This is a genomic window from Photobacterium proteolyticum (assembly GCF_001939735.1).
Taxonomy (GTDB): domain Bacteria; phylum Pseudomonadota; class Gammaproteobacteria; order Enterobacterales; family Vibrionaceae; genus Photobacterium; species Photobacterium proteolyticum.
In genome coordinates, this window is the sequence record NZ_MJIL01000048.1 from 1 (window position 1) to 15987 (window position 15987).

The following is a 15987-nucleotide window of genomic DNA, read 5'->3' on the forward strand; positions in this document are numbered from 1 at the left end:
CAGTTTCATTGATATAATCTTTTTTGACTATTCATTTCACGAGTGCCCACACAGATTGCATGGTCAAATTGTTAAAGAACATTGTTATCTCGACTTTCTAACGAGTAGTTTGTCGTGACAACGGAAGCGAATTATAGGGAGATATTTGGAAGAGGCAATAGTTTTTTTAAGAAAAAAACACCAAGCGAACAAAGTTTATACAGCGACCCTGTTTTTTGTATAAATCAGAGACAAGACTCGAGCTAATTAAACTTGGTTCGCATCGTTGATAATGCCAAGCTTTGCTTTTCATCCCGCCTATCAGACCATGTCACAGTAGTCTGCAATTGCTTCGCATCACCTGACATTACTGATTTATATGTCCGCACCCAATCATAAGTCCCTTCAGCACGGCTAATACTGCCACTGGCACCAGAGATAGAGGAAAAACTCAGGCTCTGAACATACTGCATGTCATTTTCAGCTATCTGCAAAGCTACCAACCCCATCTGAACATACTCACTTTTACGCTCAAGGAAAGTTTGCATTTTAACCAAACCAAGAGTCGCGATAGCCACGACAGACATGGCAACGACAACTTCCACCAGCGAAAAGCCGTAACTCCTTCTCTGCTGATAACTAATCACGCCAGGTTCCTTCTTTCCATTTAACGGCGCTGCCACCGGGTGTCGCCCCTCCTCCCGGAGAGATAATCCCCTGCCACTTGCTAATATCGTATTCCGCCCAGAGCGAGCCAAACACTTCAAAAACTAAATCAGGCATATCCACTGCCAGCCCACCAAACGCATAAAGGGCGCCGTGAGTATAGAAGGCTTTATTTTTATAAGGCGCACTATGATCAGAACTCGAGCAAAATCCTGCCTTCTCACAAGAGGTAACCATATCAGCCGTCATCGCGCTATCCGCTCTATCTCCAGTCTTAAACTGATAAACCAGCCCTGAAATACCCACCTGCCCTGCCGAATAAATAATGCCGTCGCGTACAACGATCATCACTTCCATGTCTGCTTTATTATCTGCTGGCGTATTCAAATCTATCGGCATCCCATCTGTTGCAGGTTTGTCACTACTCCCTAGATTACAACTACCATCAATCCAGATACGTTTAGCACCATTTTTATAAGCCTCATTAATTTTATCGGCACAGTTTTCAACCATCACACCGGTGTTATCTTTATTAATGATGGCGGCATGGCTCCCCGTAAATTGTGAATCCCGCACTTCTTTCCATTTATCTCTAGTTACCCCAAACAAGTCTTTGAACATATCCATTGCCGGGTCTTCATCAATATCGTTCGCGAGGTACTCCCCCTCTCTTGTCCCCACCATATTGAAGCTCTGATATCCGGGCGCACAGGAAAAGTTACCAAGCTTAGCGCTGTTATTTAGTGCAGCCAGATCGACGCCGGGGGGAACCTGACCTTCGCTATACCCATCATTGTCACGAATAATCAACTTTGAGTTTGCAGTACTGTCGCTATGCACAAAGTTATGTTTGTCCTTTACCACCATGGTAATGCACTCGTTTTTCCCATCCTTGGTGTTTTTATTCGGGAGCAAGGCAAAATCGCCCGTCAGTTGGAGCATGGAAGAAGTCTTGAATATTCCGGGCATCACGGACTTCGTAGTCACTTCTATATTCTTGGAAATGTTGCGCTTACCTCTTCCATTACTTTCTGATGCTTTACTTTCAAGGTTATACAACGAGGGACTACCACTTACCTGACTTGCTGTGACTTGCAAATCAAGCCTCCCCCGCTCGCCAACGGGCAAGACCTCTTTTTCACAATCGCTATAACTTTGCAGAGGGGGAAGTACCCCGGTGTTTTGTTTATTCACGGCAAACGCACATTCCAGTCCCCCCTGTGCAGCCCAGTGAAGCTTCTTGGCCGCCAGGGTATTTTGGAAACGCTTGATAAGAAAAAGGCTGGTATCGGCGGATTCGAAAAATGCATAGCTGCCGATCAACAACAAGAGGACAGCCACCATTAACGTTAAAAAGCCTAAAGTTCGGCTCACTCGCTTCATCTTTTTTCCTTAGTTCATCCGGTGAACTTTGAACGCCATTTGTTCATCATGACCATCAAACTGCGACTGTGCTTGGATCACAACGTCATATAGCGGTGAAGCACTGCCGTCAAAAGTGAGAGCATTGACCTTCATACTCTTATTGTCTGTGATTGCTTCCCCCCAACGATCTCCCCCCTTACCACAAGCCTCGGTTACATTGGGTACACTTGCTGCGGCGACGGGAATAGTCTCCTCAAGGGTGTACAAACGTATAGCCTTACCAGCCGCAAAGAAATACACACTGGAATAGCGCACCTTTTCCGTACCCGAGTCGTCAAACTCATAGGCATAGGCAATGCACTGGCCTGACTCTAAGATCTCAAGCTCCGAAGCCGCGCCAGCCCACTTTACCAGCCCTTCACGGGTACCTTTTATTGCATGGCCGGCTCTTCGCATGTCATCAAGGATAAAACGTGAAACATCATAGAACTCGTGGAAAAAATACGAACCGTCAGAAACCCGTACCGCCGTTTGGGTACCACTCAAAAAGGTCGAGACCATGAGGGATAAAGCCAGAATACCAATAGCCATGGCGACAAGGCTCTCAATCAGCGTCATCCCCTTGCAGTTAGCAGGACTCAAAGCCCGGTATTCCATTCTTGCTACACCGCCTAATTCGTGACTTTTTACTCACTATCACTTCAATCCTTTGATCCGCCGTCATACCATCGGTTTTCAACTCATAGGTCATTCCTTGGTTTACCATGCTTCGGGCTCCATCAAATGAACTGTAGTTTCTGTTACTGCTAATTAAAATCGAAGGGAACTGACCGCCATCAACCACGGCTAACGCCTGTGTCCAGTCCGAGGCAGAACATCCGCCGGGCGTAGCGGCATTTGATGTCATTACTACGCACCACCCGGAATTTGTCGACGAGCTCATATTGATATTGTGAACATAAATAGTCTGGTTGGTGCGAACAGCTTCGGTACGCGCCAAATGCAAATTGGTCGCCAACTGATTGGCCAAGCGCCTGAGCTTGTAATGCTCAAGCGTCGATGTAAAAGACGGCGCGGCCGTTGTCAGCAAGACGGTGATGACAGAGAGAGTTATCAGCAACTCCAATAGAGTAAAGCCTTGATGTGATACCCAACTTCGCATGCAATCACCTTGATTAATACCAATTTAATTGCATATAGATTATCACTATAGAACAATAGCCTTACTTTATATCAATGAGTTAGCGATGCACTTCAGGAGATCGTGGTGAGCCAGATTCACAATTGCCAAAAAGGTATGACGCTGATCGAATTATTGGTCGTGGTTGCCATTGTCGGGATTATCAGTGCGTTCGCCTACCCGGCCTATACCGATCATGTCACTAAAAGCTATCGAGAGGACGCCAAGGCCGGACTCGTCCGGTTGCTGCTATGGATGGAAGAACAATACACCACCAACGGCAGTTATCCGGCAGCTGTCGATAACACCAGCTGTCCGGGCTGCAATCTCAATCTGAAGCGGTACGATTACGGTGCAACCTCAGGTACCGAGGCCAATATCTATAAGTTATCAGCCACTCCCAAACTAGATGATACATGCGGGACGCTTTATTTAAACGCTGCCGGTGTGGGCTCTGCATCAGGAAGCGGTGATTGCTGGTAAGAAAGATTAATAGAACACCGGTAAAATGCAGGCACAAAAAAGCCGACTTTACGTCGGCTTTTATCATGGCGTTCACCAGTGCTTAACCAGTCAAGTGATTAACCAGTCAGGTCATCAAAGAACTTTTTCACGCCGTCGAAGAAACCTTCTGATTTAGGCTTATGCTTCTTTGCCGCAGAGCCACCCAGGGTCTCTTCCAGCTCTTGCAGAAGCTCCTTCTGACGAGAGCTCAGGTTAACAGGCGTTTCAACCACAAGCTTACAGATCAGATCGCCAACCGTACCGCCACGTACTGATTTCACCCCTTTGCCACGCATGCGGAACATACGGCCAGTCTGGGTTTCAGTAGGCACTTTCAGGTTAACGCGACCGTCTAGGGTCGGTACTTCAACCTCACCGCCCAGGGCTGCCATGGTAAAGCTCACAGGTACTTCGCAGTACAGGTTGCTGCCATCACGCTCGAAGATATGGTGCTGGGCAACATGAACCTGTACATACAGATCGCCTGCCGGTGCACCAAACTCGCCCGCTTCGCCTTCGCCTGATAGTCGGATACGGTCGCCCGTATCAACACCTGCCGGGATCTTCACAGACAGAGTCTTGGTTTCTTCCTTACGGCCCTGACCATGACAGGTGCCACAAGGCTCCTTGATGATCTTACCGCGACCGTGACAGTGCGGACAGGTCTGCTGTACAGCAAAGAAGCCCTGGCGCATTTGCACCTGGCCCTGACCGTGACAGGTGCCACAGGTTGTCGCTGACGTACCTTTTTTGGCACCGGAACCGTCACAGGTATCACAGTGAACCAAAGTAGGAACACGGATCTCTTTGCTACAACCGCGAACGGCTTCTTCCAGTGTCAGCTCCATGTTGTAGCGCAAATCAGCACCACGCTGGGCACGCTGCTGACCACCGCGACGGCCACCGCCACCACCGAAGATATCGCCGAACACATCACCGAAAATATCGCCAAAGTCAGCGCCGCCGCCGAAGCCGCCACCGCCGCCCATACCACCCTGCTCAAACGCAGCATGGCCATACTGATCGTATGCCGCTTTCTTCTGAGGATCGGTCAGGATCTCATAAGCGGTTTTCACTTCTTTGAATTTTTCTGCAGCCTGCTCATCACCCTGATTACGGTCGGGGTGAAACTTCATCGCAAGGCGCTTATAGGCCTTTTTAATATCACGTTCTGACGCGTCACGGCCAACGCCAAGAACCTCGTAAAAGTCACGTTTAGACATACTTAACTGTCACCTGCCTGAATACAGCTACGGGCGCAAGAGTATTCCTCCAACGCCCGCGCGAAAATAAGATTATGAATTAACTATCTTATTTTTTGTCGTCTTTAACTTCTTCGAACTCAGCGTCAACAACGTTGTCGTCTTGTTGAGCTTGCTGCTCGCCAGCTTCACCAGCACCAGCTTGTGCCTGCTGAGCTTGAGCCTGCTGCTGAGCAATTTCCATTAGCTTCTGAGAAGCTGCGATTAGCGCCTGAACTTTCGCGTCGATCGCTTCTTTATCTTCGCCTTTGCGTGCTTCTTCTAGTTCAGAAACAGCGGCTTCGATTTTCTCTTTCTCGTCAGCTGGAAGTGCTTCACCCGCTTCTTCGATCTGCTTGCGCGTACCGTGTACTAGCTGGTCAGCCTGGTTACGTGCAGTTACCAACTCTTCGAACTTCTTGTCCGCTTCTTTGTTAGCTTCTGCTTCTTGTACCATTTTCTCGATATCTTCATCGCTCAGGCCGCCAGAAGCTTGGATAGTGATCTTCTGCTCTTTACCTGTGCTCTTGTCTTTCGCAGACACGTGCAGGATACCGTCGGCATCAAGGTCGAAAGTAACTTCGATCTGAGGCATACCGCGAGGTGCTGCCTGGATACCTTCAAGGTTGAACTGACCAAGAGACTTGTTGTAGTTCGCCTGCTTACGCTCACCCTGTAGTACGTGGATAGTTACCGCGTTCTGGTTGTCTTCTGCAGTCGAGAATACCTGGTTCGCTTTTGTAGGAATCGTGGTGTTCTTCTCGATAAGCTTAGTCATTACGCCACCCATGGTTTCGATACCAAGAGATAGTGGAGTAACATCTAGCAGTAGAACGTCTTTCACGTCGCCCGCAAGAACACCGCCCTGAACAGCCGCACCAACCGCTACAGCTTCATCCGGGTTCACGTCTTTACGTGGTTCTTTGCCGAAGAATTCAGATACTTTAGCCTGAACCATTGGCATACGAGTCTGGCCACCAACAAGGATAACGTCAGTGATATCGCCTACAGACAGGTCTGCATCAGCCAGAGCAACTTTTAGTGGCTCTAGAGAGCGCTGAACAAGATCTTCAACCAGAGACTCAAGCTTCGCACGAGTCACTTTGATGTTCATGTGCTTAGGACCTGTTGCATCAGCAGTAACGTAAGGTAGGTTTACGTCAGTTTGCTGTGCAGAAGACAGTTCGATTTTCGCTTTTTCAGCAGCTTCTTTAACACGCTGCATCGCAAGAGGATCGTTCTTAAGGTTGATACCCTGCTCTTTGTTGAACTCTTCTACCAGGTAGTTGATCATGCGGTTATCGAAGTCTTCACCACCAAGGTGTGTGTCACCGTTGGTCGCCAGAACTTCAAACGTCTTCTCGCCTTCAACTTCATCGATTTCGATGATAGAGATATCGAATGTACCACCACCAAGGTCGTAAACAGCGATAGTGCGGTCACCGCCCTGCTTGTCTAGGCCGTAAGCCAGTGCAGCTGCTGTTGGTTCGTTGATGATACGCTTAACTTCAAGACCTGCGATACGGCCGGCATCTTTAGTTGCCTGACGCTGAGCATCGTTGAAGTAAGCAGGAACAGTAACAACTGCGCCAGTCACTTCTTCGCCCAGGAAGTCTTCTGCCGTTTTCTTCATCTTCTTAAGTACTTCAGCAGATACTTGAGGAGCAGCCATTTTCTGGCCTTTCGCTTCTACCCATGCATCGCCGTTGTCAGCCTTAACAATTTTGAAAGGCATAATTTCGATATCACGCTGAACTTCTTCGTCTTCAAAACGACGACCGATCAGACGCTTGATAGCGAATAGTGTGTTTTCAGGGTTAGTTACCGCCTGACGTTTAGCTGGCTGACCAACTAACGTTTCACCATCTTGGGTGTAAGCGATAACAGATGCCGTTGTACGCTCACCCTCTGCATTCTCAATTACACGTGGTTTTTCACCATCAAGTACTGCTACACAAGAGTTAGTTGTACCCAAGTCAATACCAATGATTTTACCCATCAGGCTTTCTCCGAAATTCGTTTAGTTCTACTAACCTGCCCGAAGTCATATTGGGGCAAGCGGTGCGGACTCAGCCGCAGAAAATTGATTTACGATGTCGTATGACTACTAGATAAGGGCAGCCATTTTGTTTTCAAGGGCAACATCGAAAAAAAATTCAAAAAAATAAAAAACCGCTTAAAAATTGCGGGTTTTCCGATCCTAGCCGCTCAGCTTACGCCTGAGTATCAACGTTGCCCGCTGCAGCTTTAGATACCATTACCATTGCAGGGCGCACAACGCGGCCGTTTAGCTCGTAGCCTTTCTGCATAACCAGGATAACCGTGTTCGGCTCATGGTCGGCACTTTCCTGAATAGACATCGCCTGGTGGAACTCAGGGTTGAACGCTTCACCCATAGGGTCGATTTGCTTCAGGCCGAACTTCTCGACGGTATCCGTCATTGTCTTCAGCGTCAGCTCGACACCTTCAAGCATTGGCTTAATAGCTTCGTCATTCTTGTCTGACATTTCGATCGCACGTTCCATGTTATCGATAACCGGCAGCAGCTCTTCGGCAAACTTGTTCAGGGCAAACTTACGTGCCTTGTCAACTTCCTGCTCGGTACGGCGACGCATGTTGTCGATATCAGCGCGAGCACGCAATACACTGTCTTGCTGCTCTTTCACTTTCGCTTCGCTGGTTAGCAGAGCCGCTTCAAGTTCAGCAATACGTGCTGCCTGAAGCTCTTCTGCAATCATTTCTACTACTTGTTCCTCAGCAGATTCAGTTTCAGCTGCATTCACAGTGTCTTGCTGCAGCTGTTCGTCCTGTACTTTTTTCTCTTCGTTGCTCATGCGTTCGCTTCTCCGCCAAGATTTATTGTTCGTCAATGGAGTGGAAAAAACACACAGTTCCCACCCTTAAAAAACGGTCATGCGCATATTATGGGGATGAAGTTCAATGATTCAAGCCGAGATCGCTCACAAAGCGCGACAAGTGTCTAAACCTAGCGCTATACTGGCTCCACTATCATTTGTCGGATCAAGGACATGAAGCGCATTTTTCAGACAATCGCGTTAATTGGTAAGCCGAGAAACCCTGACGCCCTGCAAACCCACAAAAGTCTGTACGACTGGCTGAACAACAAAGGCTACGAAGTATTGGTCGATCACCGTCTGGCTAACGATCTGGACGTCCCGCAAGCCTCACTATGCGATTTGCTGACAATTGGCGACAAAGCCAACCTGGCCATCGTCGTCGGCGGTGACGGCAATATGCTCGGTGCCGCCCGGGTACTTTCCCGTTTCGATGTGGCAGTGATCGGCGTCAACCGTGGCAACCTCGGCTTTCTGACCGACCTTGCCCCCGACGATTTCGACTCGGAGCTCGAAAAGGTACTGAACGGCGAATTCATCACCGAAAAACGCTTCTTGCTGGAAGCCGAAGTGCACCGTCACGGGCAAATCAAAAGCCGCAACGCCGCCCTGAACGAGGCCGTGCTGCACCCGGACAAGATTGCCCACATGATTGAGTTCGAAGTGTACATCGACGAAACCTTCGCCTTCTCTCAGCGCTCTGACGGTCTGATTATCTCGACCCCGACAGGTTCGACTGCCTATTCGTTATCCGGCGGCGGCCCTATCCTGTCGCCGAGCCTCAATGCGATTTCTCTGGTGCCGATGTTCCCGCATACACTGTCTTGCCGCCCGCTCGTGGTTGACGGCAACAGCCGGATCAAGCTGCTGGTTTCACCGACCAACGGCAGTACCCTAGAGGTCAGCTGTGACGGACAGGTCTCCCTGCCGGTCAGCCCCGGTGACGAAATCCTTATTTACCAGAGCCCGGACCACCTCAAGCTGATCCACCCGAAGAACTACAGCTACTACAACGTGCTGCGAGGAAAGCTGGGCTGGTCAAGCAAGCTGTTCTGACCCCCTTTCCCTTCTGGGCCCTTTCTCTTCTGAGCGAAGCCAGCCATTGCGCTGGCTTTTTTGTGTTTGCAATTCATCACCTTAACTCACATCAAACTTTCTGAGAAAAAATTCACCCAGTATCTTTACTGTGTATAGATACAGTATATACTGTATGAAAAAACAGGTGTTGATTTAAACAGGTGAACACATGCTTGCACATATGACGATCTCCAACTTTGCTATTGTCAAAAACCTTGAATTTGAACTGAAGCCGGGAATGACCACCATTACCGGTGAAACAGGCGCAGGTAAATCTATTGCCATTGATGCGCTCGGCCTATGCTTGGGAGATCGGGCAGAAGCCAGCATGGTGCGACCAAATGAAGACAAAGCCGAGATTTCGGCCGCTTTTTCATTGCAGAACAACCAGGCAGCCCGCCGCTGGCTGGAAGACAATGAACTCGTCGACGGTGAGGAGTGCATCTTGCGCCGGGTGATCACCAAAGAAGGCCGCTCCCGTGGCTTTATCAACGGCAGCCCGGTACCGGCCTCGCAGCAGAAAGCCCTCGGCCAGCTGCTGATCAACATCCACGGTCAGCACGCTCACCAGCAGCTGATGCGCGCCGAGCATCAGCAGCAAATGCTGGATCAATATGCCGGTCATCACCTGTTGATGGAAAAAACCCGCAAGGCCTACCAGATCTGGCGCCAGGCCAATAACGAGCTGAAGCGCCTGACCCAGAACCGGGAAGAGAACAAAGCGCAGAAACAGTTGATCCAGTATCAGGTCAAAGAGCTCAATGAACTGGCCCTTGGCGAAGACGAATTTGCCGAGATCGAAGAAGAGCACAAGCGCCTGTCCAACAGCGGCGAGCTGGCCGTTTCCAGCCAGACCGCACTTTCCGTACTGTATGACAACGATGAAGGCAACGCCCTGCAACTGCTGCAAATGGCCAGCCAGCAGGTCATTACCCTTGGTGAGCTAGACAGCAACCTGAGCACCATTCCGGCCATGCTGGAAGAGGCCATTATTCAGGTTCAGGAAGCGAGCCAGGAGCTTCGCTGCTACCTAGACAACCTGGATATGGATCCGCAGCGCCTGATCTACCTTGAAGAGCGTCTGGCTAAAATCATGTCACTGGCACGCAAGCACTACGTAATGCCCAACGAGCTATACCAGAAACACCAGGATTTGCTGAAAGAGCTTGAAGAGCTGGACTGCAGTGACGAGCGTCTGGAAGAGATGGCCGAGCAGGTTGAACTCCAGCGCCAGAAATTCCTCGCCACGGCTGAAAAGCTCAGCAAGAGCCGCCAGCGTTACGCCAAGGAGCTCGACAAGAAGATTTCCAACAGCATGCATGAACTGAGCATGGAACACGGTATTTTCAAAATTGATATCCAGAGCGATGCCGAAGGGATGCTCAGCCCGTTAGGCTTTGACAACATCACCTTCCTGGTCTCGACCAACCCCGGCCAGCCGTTGCAGCCGCTAGGCAAAGTCGCCTCCGGTGGTGAGCTGTCGCGTATTTCCCTGGCCATCCAGGTAATTACCGCGCAAAAAGTCGAAACCCCGAGCCTGATTTTCGATGAGGTGGATGTCGGCATCAGCGGCCCGACCGCCGCTATCGTCGGCAAGATGCTGCGTACACTGGGTGAATCGACCCAGGTAATGTGTGTGACTCACTTGCCGCAGGTTGCCGGTTGCGGCCACCAGCAGATGTTTGTTGCCAAGAAATCAACCAAAGGCCAGACCGAGACCAACATGTACCCGCTGGATGACAAAGCCCGGGTTTCCGAGCTGGCCCGTCTGCTGGGCGGTAGCGAAATCACCGAAAGAACGCTCGCCAACGCAAAAGAATTGCTGTTTGCGGCCTGATATCAAACAGAATATTGTTCAGACCGGTATTATTGAAATAAACTTAAGCCGTGATGCAACTAATTAGCTAGCTCACAGTCTCAATTACAGTTTTTTTCTTAACCGCTTTTTTACTTCTGCCCAGAGCTTGTTTATCATCGCAGCAGTAAAAGCGAATTTGCCGGGATGCTATGAGTTGGAAAAACATTGCTGCACTAACGTTAGCAGTAAGCCTGTTAGGTGGTTGTTCAGTCGTTGAAAGGCTGGTTTATCGAATTGATATCAATCAGGGTAACTACCTTGATCAAAACGACATCAATACCCTGCGTTACGGTATGAACAAAGAACAGGTGAGCTATGTTCTGGGATCGCCAATGTTGGTAGAACCTGAATATCCAAATACCTGGTACTACGTCTACTACCACAAGCCGGGCCATGACGAAGCCATTCAGAAGAACCTGGTGCTCACCTTTGATGCCCAGAACAAACTCACTGGGCTATCCGGTGACTATCAGTCGGGACCAAACTTTATGGATCCGATTAACTGATACCACTGAAATAAGTGATGACCACAAAAAAAGCTCGCATCTGCGAGCTTTTTTATTAATTCCGGTATACAAGAATAAGGCTTTATTCAGTGGCCTTAGCTTCGGATTCCTTTGCTTCAGCTGCCTTGGCGTCTAGCGCCTCCTGCTTGGCCTGTTCGGCGCGCTTGCGGCGGATCTCTTTCGGATCGGCCAGTAACGGACGGTAGATTTCAATCCGATCGCCATCGTGCACCGTCGCATTGGGCTTCACATTACGGCTGTAGACACCCACCTTATTCTTCTTCAGGTCGATTTCCGGATACATTTCCAGCACGCCGGACTGCTCGATAATCTCATGAACCTGGGTATCAGGGGTGATCGCCAGCTTGATCACACGCTGGGCCTGAGGCAGCGCGTACACCACCTCGACATGGATCAGCTTTTCTTCAGAACTCATACACTTCTCTGGCTCGTTGGGTAAACGCATTCACCATATTATTGGTTAGATCGCGGAACACCTTGCCAAACGCCGCTTCCACCAACCCGTTGGTAAATTCAAAATCAAGCTTCAGTTCGACCTTGCATGCCTCGGCATCAAGCTCGGTAAAGTGCCAGCCGCCAACCAGACGCCGGAAAGGGCCTTCCACCAGCTGCATGTCAATTTTATTCACGCCAATCAGCTGATTGCGGGTGACAAAGGTTTTCTTGATTCCTGCCTTGGATACATCGACAGATGCCATCATATGCTCGTCAGAACTTTCTAATATCTTAGTGCCGGAACAGCCCGGCAAAAACGCAGGGTAAGACTCAACATCATTAACAAGTTCAAACATTTTCTGTGCACTAAAAGGAACCAGTGCAGAGCGACTAATCTGAGGCATAGTTTCTCCTTTACCCATAACAAGTGCCTCAACTCTCAAGTATTTAGCGACTTAGCAGCCAAAACCTAGGAGAAGAGGTGGGGCAATGATACCATTACTCGGCTATTAGCCAAAATTCGTGCAAATCGTGCCTGAGACATTAGCCAATCAGGTCTGTGATTATTGCACTTCGACCTGCCGATAATCTCATCCGGCAGGGACTGCAAAAGAGTGAAAAAAATATCTATGGCAAAGAAAAAACCAAGCAAGCAGGGTAGCAATACCATTGCGAAAAACAAATCAGCGCGTCATGAGTATGCGATTGACGACGAATACGAAGCAGGCCTGGAACTGCAGGGCTGGGAAGTCAAAGCCATCCGCTCTGGCAAAGTGAACATTTCCGAAAGCTATGTGTTCCTGCGCAACGGCGAAGCCTTCATCTCCGGGGTCACCATCACCCCGCTTAATGCGGCCTCTACCCACGTAGTGGCCGATCCGACCCGTACCCGCAAGCTCCTGCTTAAGCGCCGCGAGATTGACAAGCTGTTGGGCGCCGTCAACCGCGAAGGCCAGACTATTGTGGCACTTTCTATGTATTGGAAAGGTTCATGGGTTAAACTGAAAGTAGGTACAGCGCGCGGTAAGAAGCTTCATGACAAGCGTGCCGACTCCAAACAGAAAGACTGGCAGCGCGACAAGGCACGTATTATGAAGAGCAGCATGCGCTAAGAAGATGCCGAACCGGCTAAGTGGTGGATTTTTCTCCACAAGAGCCGATTCAACAGGGTTTTATGTTGACCCTATCGCATTTTCTGTTACCATCGATCGAACTCTGGGGCTGATTTAGGATTCGACAGGATCACGAAGGCTTTGGGAGCATGCCGAGGTGCGGTTGGCCTCGTAAAAAAGCCGCAAAAAAATAGTCGCAAACGACGAAAACTACGCACTAGCAGCTTAATACCCTGCTGAGAGCGCTCCTGCCCTAGCTTCCGCTTGTAAGACGGGGAATAACAGGGGTTCAAACCCAAACGAGATAGCGAGGGAATCTTTGACTAGAGAGATGAACCGCGAAATATGAATTCTGGTATGTACTTGCATAGCGTGTCTGTTCGCAGTGCACTTACGAGAATAAAGACAGACTAAGCATGTAGCGCCTCTGGTTAGACTGGTTTTGGACGCGGGTTCAACTCCCGCCAGCTCCACCAAACGTTTGGAAACGGGACATCTTCGGATGTCCCGTTTTTGTATCTGCTTCATACCTATGTTTTGTTATCAGCAGGAGTATATCCATGCTTGAGCAACTTCTAAACTGGCACCTTGTAAAGCACCCGCAATACACATTTGATAACTCCGCCAATCCAGCTTCAATTCACCAACTCCGCTTGCTTAGCGCTAAGCTACTCATGCCAATAGAACATCACCTAGGAACAATTAAGATAACGTACGGTTTTACTAGCCACGCTTTACTCAGATTTATCTTGAACAACAGTCCTAGAGATATAGCTCCTGATATTGATCAACATGCATCATTGGAAACAAATAGCCGTGGTAATCGCATTTGTAAACGAGATGGCGCAGCCTGCGATTTTCTTGTAAGCGGTTATGAAAACCGAATGGATGAAGTCGCAAAATTCATCGTTCAGCACCTAACCTTCGATAGGCTTTACTTTTACGGTAAAAACAAACCGCTACACATCAGCATTGGCCCAGAAAATACTCAGTATGTACTAATTCGTCGTACTCGTAGTGATGGACTTAGAGTTAACAAAAAGAGTGCGAAAGGTTTAGCCGCAGTAAGCTTGTTTGATGATTTATAATAACTAAAAACGCTATAACTCAGGTTACTGACATGGATGCAAAACTTTTCTCACAGCTCGCCACACAAGTAAAAGTTGGGAAACAACTTCCTGATGCACTCTATCTTCACCGAGATGCATTTTCAGCTATACCTGACGAGCTTGCGAAGTTTATCCCAGCAGTAGCGAAAGCGCTTCGCCTTAATGATTCTGAGTGGAATCTAGTTAAAATATTTAAGAAAGATTTTAGATTATCACTACTGCACTACCCTGGTTTTTATACAGAATCTTACCCAGAACTAAAACAAAGCCTCAATGTAGACCTTGCAAAACTAAGCCATAAAATCACTAGTTATGAAAGTTCAGAAAACCCACCTATCCTTCACCGCAAAGAGACAATGGTGCTATCTGATAACGAGCACTATCAACACTTTATCTCACTCACTCAAGAAGGCGAAAATGCCGGCTTATACGAAAATAGCCGCCTGATAGGCTTTAAGCGCTCTTGGGAAAACCTAATAGCCCGCCACGGGTACGAGCTTGTTGATGGTCGATTATTTCGTAGCTCTGCGGTAACAGTACAAACCAATGACAACGGGATAGACCGCCATAAAACAGCCATCGTCCGTCATGAACTGTCAGCTCCTATGAAAAGCTTAATAAAGCATGGTTTCCTTGAAGGAGCGTACTCCATTTTTGATTATGGTTGCGGTCGAGGTGATGATTTAAGAGAGCTGGAAGCTCACGGTTTAGACGCTCTAGGCTGGGATCCAAACTTTCAACCTGACAATGAAAAAGTAACTTCAGATATCGTCAACTTAGGCTTTGTACTCAATGTCATTGAAGACCAAGACGAGCGCCTTGATGCTTTACTAAGCGCATGGGAGCTGGCTGATAAGTTTCTAGTCGTGTCTGTCATGCTAGCAAATGAAAATTTCATTGCTCAGTTTACGCCTTATAAAGACGGAGTTATTACCTCCCGTAACACCTTTCAAAAATATTATGCGCAATCTGAAATCAAAGCCTATGTCGAAAGATGCCTACAAGAAGATGTAATCGCTGTGGCCCCTGGCATTTTCTACATCTTTAAAGACAAGCTTGAAGAACAACAATACTTGCAAAGTAAGTACAAGCGTCACCACAAATGGCAACAACTGACCTCACCTACTCCAATTGAAGCCAAAGACAGAGCAAGGCTAGTTATTACTCAAAACCAGCCACTATTCGATGCTTTTTGGAATACTTGCTTAGAGCTAGGTCGCATACCAGCGAATGATGAATTTGAAAACTCAGAGAAAGTGCGTGAGCTAATAGGCTCACACAAAAAGGTGTTTGGTTTACTGCAAGAGATGTTCGACACAGAAGAGTTCGAACAAGCAGAAACAAGTAGGAAAGAAGACCTATTACTTTACTTTGCAATGGGGCTATTTGAAAAACGGAAGCCCTATACCCAGCAGCCAGAGCCACTGAAGAGAGACATAAAGGCACTGTTTGGTGACTACAAAACCGTGATTAACCTTGCTACCGAGCTTCTATTTTCGATTGCTGATACTAGCCTGATTAAAAGCCTGTGTGAGAAAGCCCATAAAACCATACCCGCAAGCCTCCTCAATGAAAGCCACTCACTGATCTTCCATAGAGATTACATTGATGAACTTCCCCTACTCCTACGTACCTATGTAGGTGCAGGACTGCAGATGTATGGTGAACTCAATGATGATATTGACTTGGTCAAGATCCATATCACATCTGGAAAGCTTAGCTTAACGGTCTATGACGACTTCGAAAAGTCAGTTCCCTTTCTTGTAGAGCGCATCAAAATCAAAATGGCAGAGCAAGATATCGACTTCTTTGACTATGTAGATGAAAAGCGTAGGCCACCGTTATTGAATAAGAGCTTGTACATCAGTGAATGCTTCACCCTCTACAATAAGCAATGTAGCTTTGATAAACGGTTAGCCAAGCTTTTAGGAATCAGCAACAACGAAGAAAGAAACATGACACGTGGTGAGTTTGAACAAGGACTACAAGAAGAGTGCAGGAGAGTTAGTGGATATAAAATCACTAGATTAAACCAATAACCTTACTGTTACGCCACAATATATGCCTCCCTTTCCCTAC

At 48.2% G+C, this 15987-nt stretch carries 16 protein-coding genes and 1 other RNA gene; 8 read left to right on the plus strand and 9 right to left on the minus strand.

Going from position 1 to position 15987, the window contains the following annotated elements; translation table 11 throughout:
• Nucleotides 1–242 precede the first annotated feature (242 nt).
• Genes BIT28_RS04470 through BIT28_RS04485 form a run of 4 tightly spaced genes read right to left on the minus strand, consistent with a single transcriptional unit; the run spans nucleotide 243 to nucleotide 3172 of the window.
• Nucleotides 243–626, minus strand: a complete 384-nt coding sequence (locus tag BIT28_RS04470; RefSeq protein WP_075762446.1) for a prepilin-type N-terminal cleavage/methylation domain-containing protein — start codon at nucleotides 624–626, stop codon at nucleotides 243–245.
• Entirely contained in the window at nucleotides 619–2028 is a 1410-nt protein-coding gene (locus tag BIT28_RS29480) for a hypothetical protein (RefSeq protein ID WP_075762447.1), read from the minus strand. The genes BIT28_RS04470 and BIT28_RS29480 overlap by 8 nt, the downstream gene beginning before the upstream one ends.
• A 9-nt stretch (nucleotides 2029–2037) precedes the next feature.
• The gene (locus BIT28_RS04480; protein WP_175577488.1) at nucleotides 2038–2652 is read right to left on the minus strand and encodes a PilW family protein; all 615 of its coding nucleotides are present in this window, start codon (nucleotides 2650–2652) and stop codon (nucleotides 2038–2040) included.
• Complete coding sequence (locus BIT28_RS04485) at nucleotides 2639–3172, minus strand: GspH/FimT family pseudopilin (protein WP_075762449.1); 534 nt, start codon at nucleotides 3170–3172, stop codon at nucleotides 2639–2641. The genes BIT28_RS04480 and BIT28_RS04485 overlap by 14 nt, the downstream gene beginning before the upstream one ends.
• A gap of 105 nt (nucleotides 3173–3277) precedes the next feature.
• Here BIT28_RS04485 and BIT28_RS30165 point away from each other — a divergent pair, with 105 nt between their 5' ends.
• Complete coding sequence (locus BIT28_RS30165) at nucleotides 3278–3673, plus strand: type IV pilin protein (protein ID WP_083651728.1); 396 nt, start codon at nucleotides 3278–3280, stop codon at nucleotides 3671–3673.
• Between the two features lie 98 nt (nucleotides 3674–3771).
• On the opposite strand, the gene dnaJ is transcribed toward BIT28_RS30165, so the two are convergent.
• The 3 genes from dnaJ to grpE all read right to left on the minus strand — a co-directional run bounded on the left by dnaJ (nucleotide 3772) and on the right by grpE (nucleotide 7769).
• Complete coding sequence (gene dnaJ / locus BIT28_RS04495) at nucleotides 3772–4917, minus strand: molecular chaperone DnaJ (RefSeq protein ID WP_075762451.1); 1146 nt, start codon at nucleotides 4915–4917, stop codon at nucleotides 3772–3774.
• Between the two features lie 88 nt (nucleotides 4918–5005).
• A complete protein-coding gene (gene dnaK, locus BIT28_RS04500) occupies nucleotides 5006–6934 on the minus strand; it encodes a molecular chaperone DnaK (protein WP_075762452.1) in 1929 nt (642 codons plus the stop codon).
• A 214-nt stretch (nucleotides 6935–7148) separates the two neighbouring features.
• Complete coding sequence (gene grpE / locus BIT28_RS04505; RefSeq protein ID WP_075762453.1) at nucleotides 7149–7769, minus strand: nucleotide exchange factor GrpE; 621 nt, start codon at nucleotides 7767–7769, stop codon at nucleotides 7149–7151.
• Between the two features lie 195 nt (nucleotides 7770–7964).
• Here grpE and nadK point away from each other — a divergent pair, with 195 nt between their 5' ends.
• From nadK to bamE, 3 genes are all read left to right on the plus strand, one after another.
• On the plus strand, nucleotides 7965–8846 hold the full coding sequence (gene nadK / locus BIT28_RS04510; RefSeq protein WP_075762454.1) for an NAD(+) kinase: 882 nt from the start codon (nucleotides 7965–7967) through the stop codon (nucleotides 8844–8846).
• 190 nt (nucleotides 8847–9036) lie between these two features.
• Nucleotides 9037–10704, plus strand: a complete 1668-nt coding sequence (gene recN / locus BIT28_RS04515) for a DNA repair protein RecN (RefSeq protein ID WP_075762455.1) — start codon at nucleotides 9037–9039, stop codon at nucleotides 10702–10704.
• A 170-nt stretch (nucleotides 10705–10874) separates the two neighbouring features.
• Complete coding sequence (gene bamE / locus BIT28_RS04520) at nucleotides 10875–11231, plus strand: outer membrane protein assembly factor BamE (protein WP_075762456.1); 357 nt, start codon at nucleotides 10875–10877, stop codon at nucleotides 11229–11231.
• Between the two features lie 82 nt (nucleotides 11232–11313).
• On the opposite strand, the gene BIT28_RS04525 is transcribed toward bamE, so the two are convergent.
• Both BIT28_RS04525 and BIT28_RS04530 read right to left on the minus strand, forming a co-directional pair.
• The gene (locus tag BIT28_RS04525; protein WP_075762457.1) at nucleotides 11314–11667 is read right to left on the minus strand and encodes an RnfH family protein; all 354 of its coding nucleotides are present in this window, start codon (nucleotides 11665–11667) and stop codon (nucleotides 11314–11316) included.
• Complete coding sequence (locus tag BIT28_RS04530; RefSeq protein WP_075762458.1) at nucleotides 11657–12091, minus strand: SRPBCC family protein; 435 nt, start codon at nucleotides 12089–12091, stop codon at nucleotides 11657–11659. The genes BIT28_RS04525 and BIT28_RS04530 overlap by 11 nt, the downstream gene beginning before the upstream one ends.
• Before the next feature lie 225 nt (nucleotides 12092–12316).
• On the opposite strand from BIT28_RS04530, the gene smpB reads away from it, so the two are divergent.
• The 4 genes from smpB (at nucleotide 12317) to BIT28_RS04550 (ending at nucleotide 15947) form a co-directional block, all read left to right on the plus strand.
• On the plus strand, nucleotides 12317–12799 hold the full coding sequence (gene smpB, locus BIT28_RS04535) for an SsrA-binding protein SmpB (protein WP_075762459.1): 483 nt from the start codon (nucleotides 12317–12319) through the stop codon (nucleotides 12797–12799).
• A gap of 105 nt (nucleotides 12800–12904) precedes the next feature.
• Nucleotides 12905–13275: a transfer-messenger RNA gene (gene ssrA, locus BIT28_RS04540) on the plus strand.
• A gap of 84 nt (nucleotides 13276–13359) precedes the next feature.
• Nucleotides 13360–13887 carry a hypothetical protein gene (locus BIT28_RS04545; RefSeq protein WP_075762460.1) on the plus strand — a complete coding sequence of 176 codons (528 nt, stop codon included), beginning with the start codon at nucleotides 13360–13362 and terminating at the stop codon, nucleotides 13885–13887.
• Between the two features lie 32 nt (nucleotides 13888–13919).
• A complete protein-coding gene (locus BIT28_RS04550; protein WP_075762461.1) occupies nucleotides 13920–15947 on the plus strand; it encodes a DNA phosphorothioation-associated putative methyltransferase in 2028 nt (675 codons plus the stop codon).
• Nucleotides 15948–15987: the final 40 nt, after the last annotated feature.

Bases quoted from the DNA above. Each gene is read 5' to 3' on its own strand.
- bamE (WP_075762456.1), top strand. From the start codon at position 10,875: ATGAGTTGGAAAAACATTGCTGCACTAACGTTAGCAGTAAGCCTGTTA.
- BIT28_RS04545 (WP_075762460.1), top strand. From the start codon at position 13,360: ATGCTTGAGCAACTTCTAAACTGGCACCTTGTAAAGCACCCGCAATAC.
- grpE (WP_075762453.1), bottom strand. From the start codon at position 7,769: ATGAGCAACGAAGAGAAAAAAGTACAGGACGAACAGCTGCAGCAAGAC.
- smpB (WP_075762459.1), top strand. From the start codon at position 12,317: ATGGCAAAGAAAAAACCAAGCAAGCAGGGTAGCAATACCATTGCGAAA.
- BIT28_RS04530 (WP_075762458.1), bottom strand. From the start codon at position 12,091: ATGCCTCAGATTAGTCGCTCTGCACTGGTTCCTTTTAGTGCACAGAAA.
- recN (WP_075762455.1), top strand. From the start codon at position 9,037: ATGCTTGCACATATGACGATCTCCAACTTTGCTATTGTCAAAAACCTT.
- nadK (WP_075762454.1), top strand. From the start codon at position 7,965: ATGAAGCGCATTTTTCAGACAATCGCGTTAATTGGTAAGCCGAGAAAC.
- BIT28_RS04485 (WP_075762449.1), bottom strand. From the start codon at position 3,172: ATGCGAAGTTGGGTATCACATCAAGGCTTTACTCTATTGGAGTTGCTG.
- BIT28_RS04550 (WP_075762461.1), top strand. From the start codon at position 13,920: ATGGATGCAAAACTTTTCTCACAGCTCGCCACACAAGTAAAAGTTGGG.
- BIT28_RS04525 (WP_075762457.1), bottom strand. From the start codon at position 11,667: ATGAGTTCTGAAGAAAAGCTGATCCATGTCGAGGTGGTGTACGCGCTG.
- dnaJ (WP_075762451.1), bottom strand. From the start codon at position 4,917: ATGTCTAAACGTGACTTTTACGAGGTTCTTGGCGTTGGCCGTGACGCG.
- dnaK (WP_075762452.1), bottom strand. From the start codon at position 6,934: ATGGGTAAAATCATTGGTATTGACTTGGGTACAACTAACTCTTGTGTA.
- BIT28_RS29480 (WP_075762447.1), bottom strand. From the start codon at position 2,028: ATGAAGCGAGTGAGCCGAACTTTAGGCTTTTTAACGTTAATGGTGGCT.